This window comes from Pseudomonas sp. GYB4201 (assembly GCF_056312595.1).
Map to the genome: position 1 here is coordinate 20,472 of NZ_JBWGIG010000016.1, position 19,166 is coordinate 39,637.

Sequence of the window (19,166 nt, forward strand, 5' to 3'; positions counted from 1 at the left end):
ATGGACGCTTTCAACTACCGCGGCGGTGAGCTGTTCGCGGAAGGCGTGTCGTTGGCTTCCATTGCCGAGCGTTTCGGCACGCCAACCTATGTCTATTCCCGTGCGCACATCGAACAGCAGTACCGGGCCTATGCCGACGCCCTCGCCGGCATGTCGCACCTGGTCTGCTTCGCGGTCAAGGCCAACTCCAACCTCGGCGTGCTGAACCTGCTGGCCCGCCTGGGTGCAGGCTTCGACATTGTCTCGGGCGGTGAGCTGGAACGCGTCCTGGCCGCTGGCGGCCGTGCCGACCGCGTGGTGTTTTCCGGCGTCGGCAAGACCCGCGAAGACATGCGCCGCGCTCTGGAAGTGGGCGTGCACTGCTTCAACGTCGAGTCCACCGACGAACTGGAGCGCCTGCAACAGGTAGCCGCCGAGCTGGGCGTGCGCGCCCCGGTGTCGCTGCGGGTGAACCCCGACGTCGACGCCGGCACCCACCCGTACATCTCCACCGGCCTTGCGGAAAACAAGTTTGGCATCGACATCGTCGCCGCCGAAGACGTCTACGTTCGCGCAGCCCAGCTGCCGAACCTGGAAGTGATAGGCGTCGATTGCCACATCGGCTCGCAGCTCACCAGCCTGGAACCCTTCCTCGACGCCCTCGACCGCCTGCTGGGCCTGGTCGACCGCCTGGGCGACTGCGGCATCTTCCTGCAACACATCGACCTGGGCGGTGGCCTGGGCGTGCGTTACCAGGACGAGCAACCACCGCTGGCCGGCGACTACATCAAGGCCGTGCGCGAGCGCCTGCAAGGCCGCGACCTGGCGCTGGTGTTCGAGCCGGGGCGCTACATCGTCGCCAACGCCGGCGTGCTGCTGACCAAGGTCGAGTACCTCAAGCACACCGATCACAAGGACTTCGCCATCGTCGACGCGGCCATGAACGACCTGATCCGCCCGGCCCTGTACCAGGCGTGGATGGACGTCAGCGCCGTACAGCCGCGCGAAGGCGAAGGCCGCAGCTATGACATCGTCGGGCCGATCTGCGAGACCGGCGACTTCCTGGCCAAGGCGCGCCAGCTGGCCCTTGCAGAAGGTGACCTGCTGGCCGTGCGTTCGGCCGGGGCGTATGGTTTCGTCATGAGCTCGAACTACAACACCCGCGGCCGTGCCGCTGAAGTGCTGGTCGATGCCGACCAGGCGTTTGAAGTGCGCCGCCGTGAAACGGTCGCCGAACTGTTCGCGGGCGAAAGCCTGTTGCCGGAGTAAACCCATGCTGCTGCGCTTTACCAAGATGCATGGGCTGGGCAATGACTTCATGGTCCTGGACCTGGTCAGCCAACACGCGCATATCCTGCCCAAGCATGCCAAACAATGGGGCGACCGCCACACCGGCGTCGGCTTCGACCAACTGCTGTTGGTGGAGGCGCCGAGCAACCCGGACGTCGACTTCCGCTACCGCATCTTCAACTCCGACGGTTCGGAAGTGGAACAGTGCGGCAACGGCGCGCGCTGCTTCGCCCGCTTCGTGCTGGACAAGCGCCTGACCGCCAAGAAGCGCATTCGCGTGGAAACCAAGAGCGGCATCATCGAGCTGGATATCCGCAACGACGGCCAGATCAGCGTCGACATGGGCCCACCACGCCTGGTGCCCGCCGACATCCCGTTCGTGGCCGACGCCCAGGCGAAGAACTACGACGTCGAGGTCGACGGCCAGGTGGTGAACCTGGCGGCGGTGTCCATGGGCAACCCCCATGCGGTGCTGAAGGTCGACGACATCAACGCCGCGCCGGTGCACCAGCTGGGCCCGAAAATCGAACACCATCCGCGCTTCCCGGCGCGGGTCAACGTCGGCTTCCTGCACGTGATCGACCGTCAGCGCGCGCAACTGCGCGTCTGGGAACGCGGCGCCGGGGAAACCCAGGCCTGCGGTACCGGCGCCTGCGCCGCCGCGGTCGCCGCCATCAGCCAGGGCTGGATGGATTCACCGCTGTTGATCGACCTGCCCGGCGGGCGCTTGTCCATCGAATGGGCGGGCCCCGGCCAGCCCGTGCTGATGACCGGCCCGGCGGTGCGCGTCTACGAAGGACAAGTGCGTCTATGAGCGAGCCACGACCATGACCAAGAAGCCCCAGGCACCTGCACCACAGCCCCTTGATAACGTTGAGGACAGCACGGCGCCGGCCCCCGGGGCTGATGCGGTCGCGGCGTTCCTGCAAGCCAACCCGGAGTTCTTCGTGGAACGCGAGGAGCTGCTGATCAGCCTGCGCCTGCCGCACCAGCGCGGCGACACCGTGTCGCTGGTGGAACGGCAGATGAAGCTGCTGCGCGAGCGCAACATCGAGATGCGCCACCGCCTGTCGCAGCTCATGGACGTGGCCCGCGACAACGACCGCCTGTTCGACAAGACCCGCCGGCTGATCCTCGACATCCTCGATGCCGCCAGCCTGGAAGAAGTGGTCATCGCCGTGGAAGACAGCCTGCGCCAGGAATTCCAGGTGCCCTTCGTCAGCCTCATCCTGTTCAGCGAGATCGCCACCCCGGTGGGCCGCTGGGTCAGCAGCAGCGAGGCGCACCAGGCCATCGGCGCGCTGCTGTCGGGCGGCAAGACCGTCAGCGGCAGCCTGCGCGACCATGAGCTGGACTTCCTGTTCGGCGAGGAACAGCGCAAGCAGGTCGGCTCCACCGCCGTGGTCGCGCTGACCCACCAGGGCCTGCACGGCGTGCTGGCCATCGGCAGCCGCGACCCCCAGCACTACAAGAGCTCGGTGGGCACGCTGTTCCTGAGCTACATCGCCGAGGTGCTGGGCCGCGTGTTGCCGCGCTTCACCGGCAGCCTGCGCTCGGTACGCTGACCATGCAGGCGCACCTGGACGCTTACTGCGCGCACCTGCGCAGTGAGCGGCAAGTGTCCGACCACACCCTGCAAGCCTACCGGCGCGACCTGGACAAGGTGCTGGCGTTCTGTGAGAAAGAACAGCTGGCCAGCTGGAACGCCCTCGACATCCAGCAGCTGCGCCGCCTGGTCGCCCGCCTGCACCAGCAGGGGCAATCCTCGCGCAGCCTGGCCCGCCTGCTATCAGCGGTGCGCGGCTTGTACCGCTACCTCAACCGCGAAGGCATCTGCAGCCACGACCCGGCCAACGGCCTGTCGCCACCCAAGGGCGAGCGGCGCCTGCCGCGCACCCTCGACACCGACCGTGCGCTGCAGTTGCTGGAAGGCGCCGTGGAGGACGATTTTCTCGCCCACCGCGACCAGGCCATGCTGGAGCTGTTCTATTCCTCGGGCCTGCGCCTGTCGGAGCTGACCAGCCTGAACCTTGAGCAGCTGGACCTGGCCGACGGCCTGGTACAAGTGCACGGCAAGGGCAGCAAGACCCGCGTGCTGCCAGTGGGGCGCAAGGCGCGCGAGGCGCTGCAGCAGTGGCTGCCCCTGCGCGGCCTGAGCAACCCCGCCGACGACGCCGTGTTCGTCAGCCAGCAGGGCCGACGCCTGGGCCCGCGGGCCATCCAGCTGCGGGTCAAGGCCGCCGGCGAGCGCGAGCTGGGCCAGAACCTGCACCCGCACATGCTGCGGCACTCTTTCGCCAGCCATTTGCTGGAGTCGTCCCAGGACCTGCGCGCGGTGCAGGAAATGCTCGGCCATGCCGACATCGCCACCACGCAGATCTACACCCACCTGGACTTCCAGCACCTGGCCACGGTCTACGACAGCGCCCACCCACGGGCCAAACGCAGCAAGGACAGTGACACATGAGCATCGAGCTGATCACCTTCGACCTCGACGACACCCTGTGGGACACCGCGCCCGTCATCGTCAGCGCCGAAGCGGTGCTGCGCGATTGGCTGGCCAGGCACGCACCAAAACTGGGCGGCGTTGAGGTCGAGCATTTGTTCGCCATTCGCCAGCGCCTGGTGGATGCCGAACCTGGCCTGAAGCACCGCATCAGTGCGCTGCGCCGCCTGGTGCTGCTGCACGCCCTGCGCGAAGCCGGCTACCCGGAGGCCGAAGCCGTGCCGCTTGCAGAAAAGAGCTTCGAGGTATTCCTACACGCCCGTCACCAGATCGAGGTATTCCCCGAAGTGCTACCGGCACTGGAACAACTGGGCCAGCACTACACCCTGGGCGTGGTCACCAACGGCAACGCCGACGTGCGCCGCCTGGGCCTGGCCGACCGCTTCGGCTTTGCCCTGTGCGCCGAGGACCTGGGCATCGGCAAGCCGGACCCGGCGCTGTTCAACGAGGCGCTCAAGCGCGCCGGTGGCGTAGCGGCCAGTGCCGCGGTGCATGTGGGTGACCACCCCGGCGACGACATTTTCGGCGCCCAGCAGGCCGGCTTCCGGGCCATCTGGTTCAACCCGCAGGGCAAGGCGTGGGAGGCGGATCACAAGCCGGACGCCGAGGTGCGTAGCCTGTTGGAGATCCCGCACATTCTCGCACGCTGGAAATAACCAACGCCCAGGCATGAAAAAGCCCGCAGCGACGGCGGGCTTTTTTCATGCAAGCAGGGACTCAGATAGGGCGGCTGCCGTATTTGTTGTCCGGCTTCTTGGGCGGGTCGGCGACCACATTGGCCTCGACTTCCTGCACCTTGCCACCACGAGCCAGGAATTCTTCCATGGCGCGGGCAAGGGCATCACGCTCCTTGTTCTTGGCTTCAATGCTAGGCAGTTCGTCTACCGACACTGCAGCCTTGGATTTGCCTTTGGCCGAGGGCGCGGGGGTATCGTCGCCGCTGTCGTCGGCAACGTCTTCAGCTGCCGCTTCCAGGCCTTCCTCGGTATCGTCCTCGTCACCTACTTCGAGTTCGTCGTTTTCCAGATCATCGTCGCTCATGTTCTACCTCATGACTTGCGAAAAGCAGATTATTTATAGCGCAGCCTGACCGTCTGTCGATGGCTGCCAGGAAAAATTCATATCCGTCGGTTTGCCGACGGTCATTTGGCCTCGCCCTGCAACGTGGCGAGCACCCTGCGAGCACCGCCATGATCACGGTGCTCACCCAAATACACACCCTGCCAGGTACCCAGCGCCAGCCGCCCGTCCCGCACCGGCAACGTCAGTTGACAGCCTAGCAAACTGGCCTTGAAGTGTGCCGGCAGGTCATCCGCGCCTTCGTCGTTGTGTTCATAGCCGCCGTCGCCCTGGGGCACCAGGCGGTTGAAGAAACGCTCGAAATCACGCCGAACCGCAGGGTCGGCGTTCTCGTTGATGGTCAACGACGCCGACGTATGTTGCAGCAGCAGGTGCAGCAGGCCGATACGGCATGCACGCAACTCTGGCCAGTCGTGCAGCAGCTCATCCGTTACCAGGTGAAAGCCGCGCGGCCTTGGCTTCAAGGTGATCAACCGTTGCTGCCACATACCATTCTCCACACGTTCGGGGCGCATTCTAGCGCGCTCTGGGAAAAAGCAAAGGGGCTAAATTCATCATTGCCTGTAAGCCTTTCGCCTACATGGCACGGTTGCTGGAACTTGGCTGGCAGAAACCGTTTGCGCCCTGGACAAATGACAAATCGCAGGCAAAAAAATGCCCGGCAAGCCGGGCATTTTTTCGCAGGCGGTTACAGGTTGTAGCCGCGCTCGTTGTGTTGCGCCAGGTCCAGGCCAACCGACTCTTCTTCGTCGTTGACGCGCAGGCCCATGACCACGTCCAGCACCTTGAGGATGACGTAGGTCACCACGGCGGTGTAGACGATGGTGAACGCCACGCCCTTGCACTGAATCCAGACTTGGGCAGCGATGTCGGTCACGGTGCCGAAGCCGCCCAGCGACGGGGCTGCGAACACGCCGGTCAGGATAGCGCCGAGGATACCGCCGATACCGTGCACGCCGAAGGCGTCCAGGGAGTCGTCGTAGCCCAGCTTGCGTTTCAGGGTGGTGGCGCAGAAGAAGCACACCACGCCAGCCGCCAGGCCGATGACCAGGGCGCCCATCGGGCCCACGGTACCGGCAGCTGGGGTGATGGCTACCAGGCCGGCAACCACGCCCGAAGCGATACCCAGGGCGCTAGGTTTGCCGTGGGTGATCCACTCGGCGAACATCCAGCCCAGTGCAGCGGCGGCGGTGGCGATCTGGGTGACCAGCATGGCCATGCCGGCGGTGCCGTTGGCAGCGGCGGCGGAACCGGCGTTGAAGCCGAACCAGCCTACCCACAGCATCGCTGCGCCCATCAGGGTGTAGCCCAGGTTGTGCGGGGCCATCGGGGTGGTCGGGAAGCCTTTGCGCTTGCCCAGCACCAGGCACGCCACCAGGCCTGCGATACCGGCGTTGATGTGCACCACGGTACCACCGGCGAAGTCCAGCACGCCCCAGTCACCCAGCAGCGAGCCCGGACCAGACCAGACCATGTGCGCGATCGGTGCGTACACCAGGGTGAACCAGATGCCCATGAACACCAGCATGGCCGAGAATTTCATGCGCTCGGCGAAGGCACCCACGATCAGCGCCGGGGTGATGATGGCGAAGGTCATCTGGAAGGTGACGAACACCGCTTCCGGAATCAGCGCCGCAGGGCCAGTGATGCTGGCCGGGGTGATACCCGCCAGGAACGCCTTGGCCATGCTGCCGAAGAAGGAGTTGTAGTTGACGACGCCAGCTTCCATACCGGTGGTATCGAACGCCAGGCTGTAGCCATAGATGGTCCACAGAATGCTGACCAGGCCGGTAATGGCGAAGCACTGCATCATCACGGAAAGAATGTTTTTCGAACGAACCATGCCGCCGTAGAACAACGCCAGGCCAGGAATGGTCATGAACAGCACCAGGGCGGTGGACGTCAGCATCCACGCGGTATCGCCCGAATTGAGCACCGGTGCCGGAACCGGATCAGCCGCCAGGGCCATGCCGGGTATTACGAGGGACAACAGGGCTCCTAGCCCTGCGAATTGACGCAGAGTCATATTGTTTTCTCCTGGGGCGTTGGGTTTGGGGCGGCTTAGATCGCGTCGGTATCGGTTTCGCCGGTACGGATGCGAATGGCCTGTTCCAGATTGACCACGAAAATCTTGCCGTCGCCGATCTTGCCGGTGTTGGCAGCCTTGGTGATCGCCTCGATCACCCGGTCCAGATCCTTGTCGTCAATGGCGACATCGATCTTCACCTTGGGCAAAAAGTCGACCACGTATTCCGCGCCGCGATACAGCTCGGTGTGACCCTTCTGGCGCCCGAAGCCTTTCACCTCGGTTACGGTAATGCCCTGCACGCCGATTTCAGACAGCGACTCGCGGACGTCGTCCAATTTGAACGGCTTGATGATGGCAGTGACTAGCTTCATGAAACTCTCTCCCGAATTAGTGGACTTGCCCCAGGAAAACAAACCCAGCTCAAGTCTAAGCGCAGTGCCTGGCTTTGTAACGCGTCGTCGGTCCCACATCCCCAGACCAACCACCAGTACCGCTCCTGACGAAACACATCCCGCTCCGCCTGCGCACTGCATTCGTCACATCGACTGCATCAGTGCATGGGTCAATGCTGTGTAAGCAGAAAGCTTGCCATGTCCGTGCAACCCAACAAATTCGGCGTGTTTCCCCTTGCTTGTCGCCCTCGCCCCACATCTGATCAACGGTTGCGCCCTATCCTGGTGCGCACTCGAACGTGGCGATGCGCAAAAACCGTGCGGCCGCCACGCCACTGACTATAGACGCCTGCGTGTTACACTCCAGGCCATCAGATTCAGGAATTTCACCATGCTTGCGCCCAAAGCCTTCCTCGACGCCCTTGGCGACCACGCCTCGCGCCTGTTCAGCAGCGACACCAGCCAGCCACGCGCCGAGCTGGAAAGCCAGTTCAAGGTGCTGCTGCAAAGCGGCTTCAGCAAGCTGGACCTGGTAAGCCGGGAAGAATTCGACAGCCAGATGGTGGTGCTGGCCCGCACCCGCGCGCGCCTGGAAGCGCTGGAAGCGAAGATGGCCGAACTCGAAGCACGCCTGGCGCCACCTGCGGAATAACGGCTCTGCTCGCGCCCGGTGACCCGGCCTGCGGCCGCTGCTACGGGGCGTTGGGTTTGTAGCATTGCGTCATACAAACCCGCCCCTCTACACTCCAGCCATATGCGAATGGACTGGGGGCAGCCGCCGATGAACCGCAATGAATTGCGCAAGGCCGACATCAACCTGATGGTGGTGTTCGAGACCTTGATGCTCGAGCGCAACGTCACCCGCGTCGCCGAAAAGCTGTTCCTCGGCCAGCCCACCATCAGCTCGGCGCTCAACCGCCTGCGCAGCATGTTCAACGACCCGCTGTTCGTGCGTGTCGGCCACCGCATGGAGCCCACCGCCCGCGCCGAGGAACTGGCCCGGCACCTGTCGCCGGCCCTGGACGCGCTGTCCATCGCCATCAGCCTGAGCCACGACTTCGACCCCGCCGTCAGCAACTCCACCTTCCGCATCGGCCTGTCCGACGACGTCGAGTTCGGCCTGCTGCCGCCCCTGCTGCGCGCCCTGCGCCAGGAGGCGCCGAAGGTGGTGTTCGTGGTGCAGCACGTGGACTACTGGCGCGTGCCCGACCTGCTCGCCTCCGGCGAAATCACCGTGGGCATCAGCCAGACCCGCGGCCTGCCGGCCAACGCCAAGCGCAAGCTGCTGCGGCGCATCCAGCCGCGCATCCTGCGCGCCGACAAATCCGACCACCCGCTGACCCTCGACGAATACTGCGAACGCCCCCACGTGCTGGTCTCGCACATGGCCAACACCAGCGGCGTGGTGGACGAGTGGCTGGAGGAAATCGGCCGCAAGCGCAACGTCGTCCTCTCCGTCCCCCAATACAGTGCCCTGCCCGCCCTGCTGGCCGGCACCGACCTGCTCGCCGGCGCCCCCGACTACGCGGCGAACGCGATGGTGGGCTACGGCAACCTGTACACCGAGCCGCTGCCGTTCGACACGCCTACGCTGGACCTGTCGATGGTGTGGTTGAGCGTGATGGATACGGACCCGGGGGAGCGGTGGTTGAGGTCGCGGCTGGAGGCGTTCATGAGTGATTTGCCGCGCTGACTTCGCAGCCTTTCAGGAAAAAGGCTTCACCAGGCAGTATCGAATCAGGGCTTTCTCAACGCTTTGCCTCTGGCGCAATACAAGGAGCACGGCAACCTCACGAGGCGCTTCCAGGATCTCGTAAAAGATCCGAAATGGTCCAATTATCACGCGTCGGTAACTGACAACCCCCAATTCACTTGCCTCTGGTGAGACTGGAAATCCAGAAGGAAATTTGCACAAGCGCTCCTGCAGTTGGTCGATCAACTCGGTAAGACAGCGGTAGGCTGAAGCATCATCGTGAGCCGGTGTCGAGGCCAGGAACGACACTTGATCTTCAATACTCTGAACAGCAGTAGGGGTGAATAGAAGCTTGAAAGGCCTTCCGGATTCCGCCACACGATATCCTTATGATTCAGACGTAAATCTTTTGGCAAGGCGCGCCTTGAGCTCATCGCCAGAGCAATGTTTGCCTTCCTTGTACTCTTGTGAACCCATGGCCAGCAGCTTGACCAACGCGATTACCTCGTCACGACGCGCGCGCTCGTCATAGGACTCGATCACATAGGCCGGCTTGCCGTTTTGGGTGACCACCATAGGTTCATCCAATTCCAGGTCGGCTGCATGCTTTTTCAGGTAACTGATGGTTTCAACCCTCATGGAAAACCTCACTGGCGGATGGTGCAGGGTGCGCAGACGAAGACTGCGCTAGGGAAGAGTGTGAGAACTCATAGTGGCCCAAATTTAGGCCACGGTCGATACCAACCGACAACTGGAAACCTGCCCTTGGTGTGGCAACGCTGGTGTCAGTTCGATGCCTCCATCACTTATTTGCTTCTCTTCTTCCGCGCACGAGCGCAGTGCAGAAACACCCCGACGCAATACCCCCCTGGCACTCCCCTCACCAGCCACTACCCTGAAAGCACCGCAAGGAAGCGGTCCTTCCCTACCCCTGCACGGAGCAATCATGTCCCTAGCCATCGTCCACAGCCGCGCCCAGGTCGGGGTCGGCGCGCCGGCCGTCACGGTGGAAACCCACCTGGCCAACGGCCTGCCTTCGCTGACGCTGGTGGGCCTGCCGGAAGCCTCGGTCAAGGAGAGCAAGGACCGGGTGCGCAGCGCCATCGTCAACTCGAACCTGAATTTCCCCGCGCGGCGCATCACCCAGAACCTGGCGCCTGCGGACCTGCCCAAGGACGGGGGCCGCTACGACCTGGCCATCGCCCTGGGCATTCTCGCTGCCAGCGGGCAGTTCCCTACGGCGGCGCTGCAGGACGTGGAATGCCTGGGCGAGCTGGCGTTGTCGGGGGCGATACGGCCGGTGCAGGGCGTGCTGCCTGCCGCGCTCGCTGCGCGCGAGGCCGGGCGGGCGCTGGTGGTGCCCTGCGAGAATGCCGAGGAGGCCAGCCTGGCGTCAGGGCTGGTGGTCATTGCCGCCAGCAACCTGCTGGAGCTGGTCTGCCATTTCAATGACCAGCGGCGCATCAGCCCCTTCAGCTCCAACGGCCTGATCCTGCTGGACCGGCCCTACCCCGACCTCAGCGAGGTGCAGGGCCAGCCGGCGGCGAAGCGTGCGCTGCTGGTAGCCGCCGCCGGGGCGCACAACCTGCTGTTCAGCGGCCCGCCCGGCACCGGCAAGACGCTGCTCGCCAGCCGCTTGCCCGGGCTGCTGCCGCCGCTGAATGAGCGCGAGGCGCTGGAGGTCGCGGCCATACAGTCGGTGGCCAGCCTGGCGCCTTTGAAGCACTGGCCGCAGCGGCCGTTTCGCCACCCACATCATTCAGCTTCCGGGGCGGCGCTGGTTGGCGGTGGCAGCCGCCCGCAGCCAGGGGAGATCACCCTCGCCCACCACGGCGTGCTGTTTCTTGACGAACTCCCAGAGTTCGACCGCAAGGTGCTGGAGGTGCTACGCGAACCGCTGGAGTCCGGCGAAATCGTCATCGCCCGCGCCCGCGATAAAATCCGTTTCCCCGCGCGCTTCCAGCTGGTGGCGGCCATGAACCCCTGCCCCTGTGGATATCTCGGCGACCCCAGCAGCCGTTGTAGTTGCAGTACCGAGCAGATCGCCCGCTACCGCAATAAACTCTCCGGCCCCTTGCTGGACCGCATCGACCTGCACGTCACCGTCGCCCGCGAAACCACCGCCCTCAACCCAACCCCACAGCCCGGCGACGACACCGCCCACGCTGCCGCACGCGTGGCCGCCGCACGCGATCGGCAACTGCGGCGCCAGGGCTGCGCCAACGCCTTTCTCGACCTGCCGGGGCTGAAGGAACACTGCAAGTTATCCACAGCCGATGAGCAATGGCTGGAAACCGCCTGCGAGCGGCTGACGCTGTCACTGCGGGCAGCGCATCGGCTGTTGAAGGTGGCGCGCACCTTGGCGGACCTGGAAGAGGTGGAGCAGGTTGGGCGGGGGCATGTGGCGGAGGCGTTGCAATATCGGCCCAGCAGCACTTAGCTCAGGAGCTCTTCTTGCACCACCCCCGCCAAACAAACCGCAACTGCACCACCGCCGCCCGCGCCAGCTCCCGGCGCCGTTCGGTCAATTGCGTATCCGCCATCAGCACCGCCAACAGCCGCTCGCTCGGCTCATCCAGCACCGCCGCCCGCGCCGGCGCCGGCGGCCCCTGCTTGAGCAGGCGCGCTACCTGCCGCAGGTAGCGGTCACGCGCCGCCGCGACGGTGCCCGTGGCGTCCACCAGGCAGCCGCGCAGGTGCAGCAGTTCGCCGCCCAGGTCCAGGCCGTAGAGGCCGTCGTGCCAGTGCAGGTTGGGTTCGTCCGGGTGTTGGGTGCGATAGCGCGCCAAGCGCATCAGGCGGTCGGCCATGCGCCCGCCGAACCAGCCCTCGGCGTGGCTCAGCGGGCGTTGGGTGAGCTGGGACAGGTCGGCGAGCGACGCCTGCACCAGGCGCCGGTAGTGGCGCAGGCCAGGGCCCAGGGTGACCAGGCGGAACACCACCACCGAGATGCCGACGCCGAACAGGGTGGCCAGGGCCTTGTTGAGGAACTGTTCCAGGTCGTAGCTCATGACGTTGTTGGGGGCGACGTTGTTGACGAAGAAGATGCAGAACGACGAGGCGATGGGCGCGATGCTCGGCTGGCTCAGGCACAGCGAGGCCATGAATAGCGGCACGCCCAGGCCCAGGCACAGCATGGGGAAGCCTTCCCAGCCAGGCAGCAGCCCGTAGGCCACCAACGCCGCCACGGGCACGGATAGGGCGATGCCCTTGAGGAAGTTCAGCGCCGCGCCTGCCGGGGCTTCGCGGCCGGCGAACAGGCTCAGCACCACGCCGCAGATGGACACCGCGCCCAGGCCCGCCGGCCAGGCGGTGAACACCCACAACGCGGCCACGGCGAGGAACGCCAGGGCGCTGCGCAGGCCGGAGATGGCGCCTTGTTCGATGTCGCGGTGCCAGGCCAGCGGGCCGGGGGCGTTGCTGACCGGGTCACCTTGCTCGACGGCGCGCAAGGTCTGCACTGCCACGCTGGCCAGGCGCACCACCACGGTCAGGCGCATCAGGCAGGTGTGCACCTGGGGTTCGAAGCTGGGGTCGAGCAGGCTTTCGTCCAGCACCACGCCCTGCTGGTTGAGGGCTGTTTCGCTGCCGTCGGCCAGGGCCTGGGCCACGCCCTGGATCATCGGGTCGAGGCGTTCGCCTGCCGCTTCATCCAGCATCTGCCGCAAGCGCGCCACACCCCGCGCCACCCGCAACAGGCTGAGCAAATCCCGGCTCATTACCCGCAACGCCTGGGCCCGCAGCCGCCCCAGCGGGCCCTCGAAGGCGGCGTGGTCGCGCTGGGCGTCCACCGAGACGATGCGCCCCAGGGCATCCAGCAGGCCTTGGCGCTGGTCCACGCCCAGCAGTTCCGATGCTGCCGCGGCCATGCCGGCCTGCCAGGCGCCGCGGGCCTGCGCCGCCAGTTGCCGCTCGACACGGCGCGGCCACAGCACGGTGCTGACCAACGAGGCGCAAAGGATGCCCAGGGTGATCTCGAAGAAGCGCGCCTGGGCCTGGTCGAACACGTTCAGGGGCGCGGCGGTGGAGGGCAAGGCGATGATCGCCGTGGTGTAGCCAGCCAGCACGAAACCGTAGGAGGCGTTGTTGCGGTACAGCGACGCGCCGGCGGTGCAGAAGCCCAGCCACAGCGCCATGCACAGCAGGAACATCAACGAGGCCTGGCCGAACGCGGCGATCATGCCCAGGGAAACCACGGCACCGACGAAGGTGCCCAGCAGGCGGTAGACGCCCTTGGACAGCACCATGCCACTCAGCGGCTGGTTGACGATGAACACTGTGGTCAGCGCCCACTGTGGCTGCTGCATCTGCAGGATGAACGCCAGGTACAGCGCCAGGCCGCCGCCCAGCATGTTCTTGAGGGCGAACTGCAGCGCCGGGGTCGAGGGGTTGAAGACCGCCTTGGAAAAGTCGCTCAGTGCGCGGGGAAATATCGCCATTGCCTGCAAATCTGCATAGCTAGCTAACGATTAGCATCGTAGCCATATCCCGGCGCAAGAACCAGCCCATTCATTCAAGATCCACAGTGGCGGCGCGGCAGATACTCGAACACACTAGAACAGCCGAATCGCCCTGGGGCCGCCATGTTCTCATTGATCAGTAATCATCCGTTGGCCATCGGTACCGTGCTGCTATTGATCGACCTGGCCGTGTGGCACTCGATCCCGCAGAAGCACCGCATGGCCCGCCTGGCCACCCGCGCCAGCGCCTTCATCCTGTTCAGCTGGGTGCTCAATTCCACCGGCATGAGCCCGCTGACGCCAGCGCCCTGGCCCGACGACGCCACGCTGAACATGGTGGCGACGCTGCTGGAGATCGTCTGGTGGCTGTTCGCCGCGCGGCTGTTGACGGTGATCCTCGGCGCCGTGCTGTTCCAGCGCAATGGCCACACCGGGCGCCTGCTGCAGGACGTGATGGGCGCGGTGATCTTCCTGATCGCCATCGTCGCCGCCGCGGCCTACGTGATGCAGTTGCCGGTGAAAGGCCTGCTGGCCACCTCCGGCGCCATGGCGATCATCGTCGGCCTGGCACTGCAAAGCACCCTGAGCGACGTGTTTTCCGGCATCGTGCTGAACACCACCAAGCCCTACCAGGTGGATGACTGGATTGCCATCGACGGCACCGAAGGCAAGGTCGTCGACATCGACTGGCGCGCCACCCACCTGATGACCAGCAACGGCGCCATGGCGGTGATCCCCAACTCGGTGGCGGCCAAGGCGAAAATCCTCAACTTCAGCCGGCCGAGCAATATTCATGGCGTGTCCATCAGCATCGCCGTGCCCGCCCAGGTGCGCCCGCGCAAGGTGCTGGACGCGCTGGAAAAGGCCCTGCAAGGCACCACGGCGCTGTTGATTTCGCCCAAGCCCAAGGCGGCGGTGAAGGCCTCGACCCTGGAATACATGGAATACGAGGCCAGCGGCTTCATCCGTTCAATGGACCAGAAGACCGAAGCGCAGAACCTGTTGTTCGACCTGGCGCACCGGCACCTGCAGGCCTCGGGCGTGAGCTGGGCGCTGGAAGCTGCGGAGCGGCCATGGTCGCGGCAGCGCAGCCTGTTGGAAGAGGTGCGGGTGTTCCGCTCGCTGAGCAACGAGGACAAAGACCACCTGGCCGAAAGCATGAGCCCGGTGGAATACCCCGAGGACCATTTGATCCTGGCCTACGGCGCCACGTCCGAATTCCTGCTGGTGATCGGCACGGGCGTGGTGTCGGCGCGCATTAAGGACGGCGACAGGATGATCGAGGCGGGACGCATGGGGCCTGGGGAGATACTGGGCGAGGACAACCTGGTGTCCGAGGGCACCTCGATGGCGGAGTTCCGCTCGCTGACCACCTGCATCCTGTACCGCATCGACAAGCAGGCGCTGAAGGCCTGCATGGGCGAGCGTAGCGAGGTGGTGGCGGCGTTCACCAAGTTGCAGCACTACCGGCAGCGCAAGAGCCAGTCGTTGCTGTTGCAGAAGCCGACGGAAATCCGCAAGGGTGGATTCCTGAACTGGTTGCATCTGAAAGAGCGCTGAGCACCTGTAGCTGCTGCCGAAGGCTGCGCTGGCCGTTATGAACGCCGGAGATCTTCAGCGTGGTCAAGGGCCAGCGCAGCCTTCGGCAGCGGCTACACGTGGTACGTCCACGCGCTACAACACCACCCGCAAACACTGCCCCGCGTGGTACAGCGAGAACCCTGTCTCGTAGAACCCGGTGCGCAGCGCCGGACGCGTCACCGGCTTGTCCAGCGAGAACGGCAGCGGCAGCCCCGCCGGGTCGTCGCTCAGCAGATAGTCCGCCAGCGCCTTGCCCACCACCGTGCCGGTGGTGTTGCCGCGGCCGTTGTAGCCGGTCACCGCAACCACCCCGGGCGCCGGTTCGAACAGGCGCATCAGGTGGTCGGGGGTGAAGTCGATGATGCCGGTCCAGTGCATCTCCCAATCCACCTTGCCCAAGGCCGGGAAGTAATGGCCCTGGATGCGGTCGGCCCAGCGCCGCACGAACCAGGCCGGCTTGTTGTCGACCCGGCCCATGCTGCCCAGCAATAGGCGGCCATCGGCGTCGCGACGGATGCTGCTGAGCACCGTGCGGGTGTCCCACGAGCCCTGGCCGTGACGCAGCACCGCATCAGCCGCTGCGCCCACCAGCGGCTTCGACGCCACCTGGTAGTAATAGCCACGGAAGTAGCGGCGCTTGAGGTCGGTCCAGTCGCCCTCAGTGTAGGCGCCCGTGGAGATCACCACCTTGGCGGCGCTGACTTCACCCTTGGCAGTCTTCACCAGCCAGCCATCGCCCTGGCGTTGCAGCTGCTCCACCGGCGAATGCTCGTGAATGGCGCCGCCCAGGCGCTTTACCGCGGCCGCCAGGCCCTGGGTGTAAGCCATGGGGTTGATAGTGCCCGCGCGGCGGTCCAGCAGCGCGGCGGCGATTTTCGTGGTGCCGCAGTACGCCTCGCAGCTCGCGCCGGTGAGCAGTTCCACGTCGGCACCGCGGCGGCGCCACTGCTCGTTGCGGCTTTCCAGGTCGGCCACGCCGGTGGCGTTGTGGGCCATGTGCAGGGTGCCGGCGTTGCGTGCCTGGCAGTCGATGCCCAGGCGCTCGATCATGGCGAACACCGCTGCCGGCGCCTCGCCCAGCACCTTGTTCAAGCGGCTGCCCTGCTCGCGGCCCAGGGTGGCTTCGACGTCGTCGGGGCGAATCCAGGTGCCGGCGTTGACCAGCCCCACGTTGCGCCCCGAGCCGCCATGGCCGACCTGATGCGCCTCAAGCAGCACCACCCGCTGGCCTTGCTCCAGCAAGGCGATGGCGGCATTGAGCCCGGTGATGCCGCCGCCGATCACACAGACATCGGCCTTGGCCGAGCCCGCCAGTGCTGCAGTGGCGGCGGCTGGCGGGGTAAGGTGTTCCCAAAGACATTCCTGACGCAATTGAGTCATGACGCGAACCCGGTCAAATCAAAGGAAAGGGGCCACGGGGGCCGGACTCAATCGAACACGATGCCCTGGGCCAGCGGCAGTTCGCGCGAGTAGTTCACCGTGTTGGTCTGGCGGCGCATGTAGGCTTTCCAGGCATCGGAGCCTGATTCGCGACCACCGCCGGTTTCCTTCTCGCCGCCAAACGCCCCGCCGATTTCCGCGCCGCTGGTGCCGATGTTGACGTTGGCGATGCCGCAGTCGCTGCCCGAGGCGCTCTGGAAGCGCTCAGCTTCGCGCAGGTCGGTGGTGAAGATGCACGACGACAGGCCTTGCGGCACTTCGTTGTTGAGGCGCAGTGCCTCTTCGAAATCGTCATAGGCCAGCACGTACAGGATCGGCGCGAAGGTCTCGTGGCGCACCACGTCGCTCTGGCCTGGCATTTCTGCGATGGCCGGGCTCACGTAGTAGGCATTCGGGTATTGCTGCGCCAGTTGGCGCTCGCCGCCGAACACCTGGCCGCCTTCGTCGCGGGCCTTGGCCAGCGCGCCCTGCATGGCGTCGAACGAGGCCTTGTCGATCAACGGGCCGACCAGATTGTCCTTGCGCGGGTCGCCGATGCGCACCTTGGCGTAGGCGGCCTTCACGCGCGCCACCACTTCATCCTTGATGGAGGAGTGCACGATCACCCGGCGCAGGGTGGTACAGCGCTGGCCTGCGGTACCCACGGCAGAGAACAGGATGCCACGCACGGCCAGGTCGAGATCGGCGCTGGGGGCCAGGATCATGGCGTTGTTGCCGCCCAGTTCGAGGATGCTGCGGCCAAAGCGGGCGGCCACGCGCGGGCCCACTTCGCGGCCCATGCGGGTGCTGCCGGTGGCGCTGACCAGCGGCACACGCGGGTCGTCCACCAGGGCCTCGCCGGCGTCGCGGTCGCCGATCACCAGTTGGCACAGGCCCACAGGCGCTTCGCCGAACTGCTTCAGGGCTTTTTCGAACAGGGCCTGGCAGGCCAGCGCGGTAAGCGGGGTTTTTTCCGACGGCTTCCAGATCACCGAGTTGCCAGCCACCAGCGCCAGCGCGGTGTTCCACGACCACACCGCCACCGGGAAGTTGAAAGCACTGATCACGCCGACCACGCCCAGCGGGTGCCAGGTTTCACGCATGTGGTGGCCAGGGCGCTCGGAAGCGATGGTCAGGCCGTACAGCTGGCGCGACAGGCCCACGGCGAAGTCGCAGATATCGATCATTTCCTGCACTTCGCCCAGGCCTTCCTGGGTGATCTTGCCGGCTTCGATGGACACCAGCTCACCGAGCTGGGCCTTGTGCTGGCGCAGCACTTCGCCGAACAGGCGCACCAACTCACCGCGGCGCGGCGCCGGCACGTCGCGCCAGGCCAGGAAAGCCTGCTGCGCCACATCAATCTTGGCCAGCACCTGGGTTTTGTCTTCCAGGGTCACCGAGGCGATCTGGCTGCCATCGATGGGGGTGTGAACGGGATGGTTGCCGTGGGTGTAGGCACTGGCCGCGACGCCGAGGCTCTGAAGCAGTCCATCAACCATTGTCTTCTCCTGCATGCGATGAGTTGTTGAAATCAAGCGATGGGATCAGTATTAATCCGAATAGTGATACGCAACAAACGACCTTTATTCAGCACATCATTCCTCCAGGGCATGATGTTTCCCCCGTCTGCCCGCCGAGATCGACATGTCCAAACGCCTGGTGCCCTCGATGGCCGCCCTGCAGTGCTTCGAAGCCGCCGCCCGCCACCTGAGTTTTACGCGCGCCGCCGAGGAATTGCACCTCACCCAGAGCGCGGTGAGCAAACAGGTGGCCCAGTTGGAAGAGATGCTGCGCCACCACCTGTTCCTGCGCATCCGCCGGCGCCTGCAACTGACCCCGGCCGGCAGCCTGTACCTGGCCGAGGTGAACAAGATCCTGGTGCAGGTGGACATGTCCAGCCGCTACATCCTCTCCTACGGCCAGGAAACCGAAGTGTTGACCGTGGCCACCCAGCCCAGCTTCGGCGTGGGCTGGCTGATCCCGCACCTGAAGGGCTTCGGCAAGCGCCACCCCAACATCCACCTGGACATCCGCAACGAACTGGAGCCCTTCAACCTGCTGCAGGCCAAGGCCGACGTGGTGTTCTTCTTCGGCCAGGGCACCTGGCCGGGCGCCACCTGCATGGAGCTGTTCACCGAAGAAGTGGTGCCGGTGTGCGCCCCGGACCTGCTGGGCGGTCGCGAGCTGGCCAGCGCCGAGGAGCTGTCGCAACAGGTGCTGCTGCAAAGCACCTCGCGGCCCGAGACCTGGCACGAATGGTTCCTGGAACAGGGCCTGCACTCGGCCAACAGCTACCACGGCCCGCGCTTCGACACCTTCTACATGTGCATCAGCGCGGCGCTGTCGGGCTGCGGCGTGGCGCTGGTGCCGCGCTACCTGGTGGCGCGCGACCTGGCCGAAGGCAAGCTGGTGGTGCCGTGGCAGCACGCGATGCGCAGCAACGGCGCGTATTTCCTGGCGTACCAGGAACATTCGGCGGAAGTGCCGAAGGTGCGGGCGTTGGTGGATTGGGTCACTGACCAGTTGGCCTAGCCCTACGACGCAGCCTACGGCAGCTGCTACGGGGGGCGCAGCCCGCCGATCGCGCTGTTTGCATCGCGGCCAAGGCCGGCTCCTACCCCGCCCGCGGTAGGAGCCGACCTTGGTCGCGATGCAGGCAACACGATTCCTGTAGCAGCGGCCCCAGGCCGCGTCCAAGGTGCCGCGGTGTTCCCGGCACACCGCAGAGAAACCGGAC

The 19,166-nt window shown here is 65.4% G+C and carries 19 protein-coding genes; 10 read left to right on the top strand and 9 right to left on the bottom strand.

Annotated features, from left to right (window positions below):
* From lysA to AC0Z2B_RS16660, 5 genes are read left to right on the top strand one after another with little or no spacing between them, the layout of a single operon-like run.
* Entirely contained in the window at window positions 1-1,248 is a 1,248-nt protein-coding gene (lysA, locus tag AC0Z2B_RS16640) for a diaminopimelate decarboxylase (protein WP_476298108.1), read from the top strand.
* A gap of 4 nt (window positions 1,249-1,252) precedes the next feature.
* Window positions 1,253-2,083: a diaminopimelate epimerase gene (gene dapF / locus AC0Z2B_RS16645; protein WP_473005068.1), complete on the top strand. Its 831-nt coding sequence runs from the start codon at window positions 1,253-1,255 to the stop codon at window positions 2,081-2,083.
* Between the two features lie 13 nt (window positions 2,084-2,096).
* A complete protein-coding gene (locus AC0Z2B_RS16650) occupies window positions 2,097-2,834 on the top strand; it encodes a DUF484 family protein (RefSeq protein WP_473005067.1) in 738 nt (245 codons plus the stop codon).
* A gap of 2 nt (window positions 2,835-2,836) precedes the next feature.
* Complete coding sequence (xerC, locus tag AC0Z2B_RS16655; RefSeq protein ID WP_416421868.1) at window positions 2,837-3,736, top strand: tyrosine recombinase XerC; 900 nt, start codon at window positions 2,837-2,839, stop codon at window positions 3,734-3,736.
* Window positions 3,733-4,431, top strand: a complete 699-nt coding sequence (locus tag AC0Z2B_RS16660) for an HAD family hydrolase (RefSeq protein ID WP_476298110.1) — start codon at window positions 3,733-3,735, stop codon at window positions 4,429-4,431. Before xerC ends, AC0Z2B_RS16660 begins: the two co-directional genes overlap by 4 nt.
* A gap of 61 nt (window positions 4,432-4,492) precedes the next feature.
* On the opposite strand, the gene sutA is transcribed toward AC0Z2B_RS16660, so the two are convergent.
* From sutA to glnK, 4 genes are all read right to left on the bottom strand, one after another.
* On the bottom strand, window positions 4,493-4,816 hold the full coding sequence (gene sutA, locus AC0Z2B_RS16665; RefSeq protein ID WP_416421866.1) for a transcriptional regulator SutA: 324 nt from the start codon (window positions 4,814-4,816) through the stop codon (window positions 4,493-4,495).
* 101 nt (window positions 4,817-4,917) lie between these two features.
* Entirely contained in the window at window positions 4,918-5,343 is a 426-nt protein-coding gene (locus tag AC0Z2B_RS16670) for a secondary thiamine-phosphate synthase enzyme YjbQ (protein WP_416421865.1), read from the bottom strand.
* A gap of 200 nt (window positions 5,344-5,543) precedes the next feature.
* Window positions 5,544-6,881, bottom strand: coding sequence for an ammonium transporter (locus tag AC0Z2B_RS16675; RefSeq protein ID WP_416421864.1), 1,338 nt, complete (start codon window positions 6,879-6,881; stop codon window positions 5,544-5,546).
* 35 nt (window positions 6,882-6,916) lie between these two features.
* Complete coding sequence (gene glnK / locus AC0Z2B_RS16680) at window positions 6,917-7,255, bottom strand: P-II family nitrogen regulator (protein WP_002555808.1); 339 nt, start codon at window positions 7,253-7,255, stop codon at window positions 6,917-6,919.
* Between the two features lie 412 nt (window positions 7,256-7,667).
* Between glnK and AC0Z2B_RS16685 the strand changes: the two genes are divergently transcribed.
* Both AC0Z2B_RS16685 and AC0Z2B_RS16690 read left to right on the top strand, forming a co-directional pair.
* Window positions 7,668-7,928 (top strand): accessory factor UbiK family protein, encoded by a 261-nt coding sequence (locus AC0Z2B_RS16685; protein ID WP_416421863.1) that lies wholly within the window; start codon window positions 7,668-7,670, stop codon window positions 7,926-7,928.
* Window positions 7,929-8,057: 129 nt separating this feature from the next.
* Entirely contained in the window at window positions 8,058-8,969 is a 912-nt protein-coding gene (locus tag AC0Z2B_RS16690; RefSeq protein WP_416421862.1) for a LysR family transcriptional regulator, read from the top strand.
* Window positions 8,970-8,981: 12 nt separating this feature from the next.
* Here the strand turns inward: AC0Z2B_RS16690 and AC0Z2B_RS16695 are convergent, their stop codons facing one another.
* Both AC0Z2B_RS16695 and AC0Z2B_RS16700 read right to left on the bottom strand, forming a co-directional pair.
* The gene (locus tag AC0Z2B_RS16695; RefSeq protein ID WP_476298113.1) at window positions 8,982-9,347 is read right to left on the bottom strand and encodes a type II toxin-antitoxin system RelE/ParE family toxin; all 366 of its coding nucleotides are present in this window, start codon (window positions 9,345-9,347) and stop codon (window positions 8,982-8,984) included.
* Between the two features lie 9 nt (window positions 9,348-9,356).
* On the bottom strand, window positions 9,357-9,608 hold the full coding sequence (locus AC0Z2B_RS16700; RefSeq protein ID WP_416421860.1) for a type II toxin-antitoxin system Phd/YefM family antitoxin: 252 nt from the start codon (window positions 9,606-9,608) through the stop codon (window positions 9,357-9,359).
* Window positions 9,609-9,915: 307 nt separating this feature from the next.
* Between AC0Z2B_RS16700 and AC0Z2B_RS16705 the strand changes: the two genes are divergently transcribed.
* A complete protein-coding gene (locus AC0Z2B_RS16705; protein ID WP_476298115.1) occupies window positions 9,916-11,409 on the top strand; it encodes a YifB family Mg chelatase-like AAA ATPase in 1,494 nt (497 codons plus the stop codon).
* Window position 11,410: 1 nt separating this feature from the next.
* On the opposite strand, the gene AC0Z2B_RS16710 is transcribed toward AC0Z2B_RS16705, so the two are convergent.
* Window positions 11,411-13,408 carry an FUSC family protein gene (locus tag AC0Z2B_RS16710; protein WP_476298117.1) on the bottom strand — a complete coding sequence of 666 codons (1,998 nt, stop codon included), beginning with the start codon at window positions 13,406-13,408 and terminating at the stop codon, window positions 11,411-11,413.
* A gap of 144 nt (window positions 13,409-13,552) precedes the next feature.
* On the opposite strand from AC0Z2B_RS16710, the gene AC0Z2B_RS16715 reads away from it, so the two are divergent.
* Window positions 13,553-14,989 (top strand): mechanosensitive ion channel family protein, encoded by a 1,437-nt coding sequence (locus tag AC0Z2B_RS16715; RefSeq protein WP_476298119.1) that lies wholly within the window; start codon window positions 13,553-13,555, stop codon window positions 14,987-14,989.
* A 114-nt stretch (window positions 14,990-15,103) separates the two neighbouring features.
* Here AC0Z2B_RS16715 and amaA read toward each other — a convergent pair whose 3' ends face one another.
* On the bottom strand, window positions 15,104-16,390 hold the full coding sequence (amaA, locus tag AC0Z2B_RS16720) for an L-pipecolate oxidase (RefSeq protein WP_476298121.1): 1,287 nt from the start codon (window positions 16,388-16,390) through the stop codon (window positions 15,104-15,106).
* 47 nt (window positions 16,391-16,437) lie between these two features.
* Window positions 16,438-17,928 carry an L-piperidine-6-carboxylate dehydrogenase gene (amaB, locus tag AC0Z2B_RS16725; RefSeq protein ID WP_476298123.1) on the bottom strand — a complete coding sequence of 497 codons (1,491 nt, stop codon included), beginning with the start codon at window positions 17,926-17,928 and terminating at the stop codon, window positions 16,438-16,440.
* A 145-nt stretch (window positions 17,929-18,073) separates the two neighbouring features.
* Here amaB and gcvA point away from each other — a divergent pair, with 145 nt between their 5' ends.
* Window positions 18,074-18,961: a transcriptional regulator GcvA gene (gene gcvA / locus AC0Z2B_RS16730; RefSeq protein ID WP_476298125.1), complete on the top strand. Its 888-nt coding sequence runs from the start codon at window positions 18,074-18,076 to the stop codon at window positions 18,959-18,961.
* The last annotated feature ends 205 nt before the right edge of the window (window positions 18,962-19,166 follow it).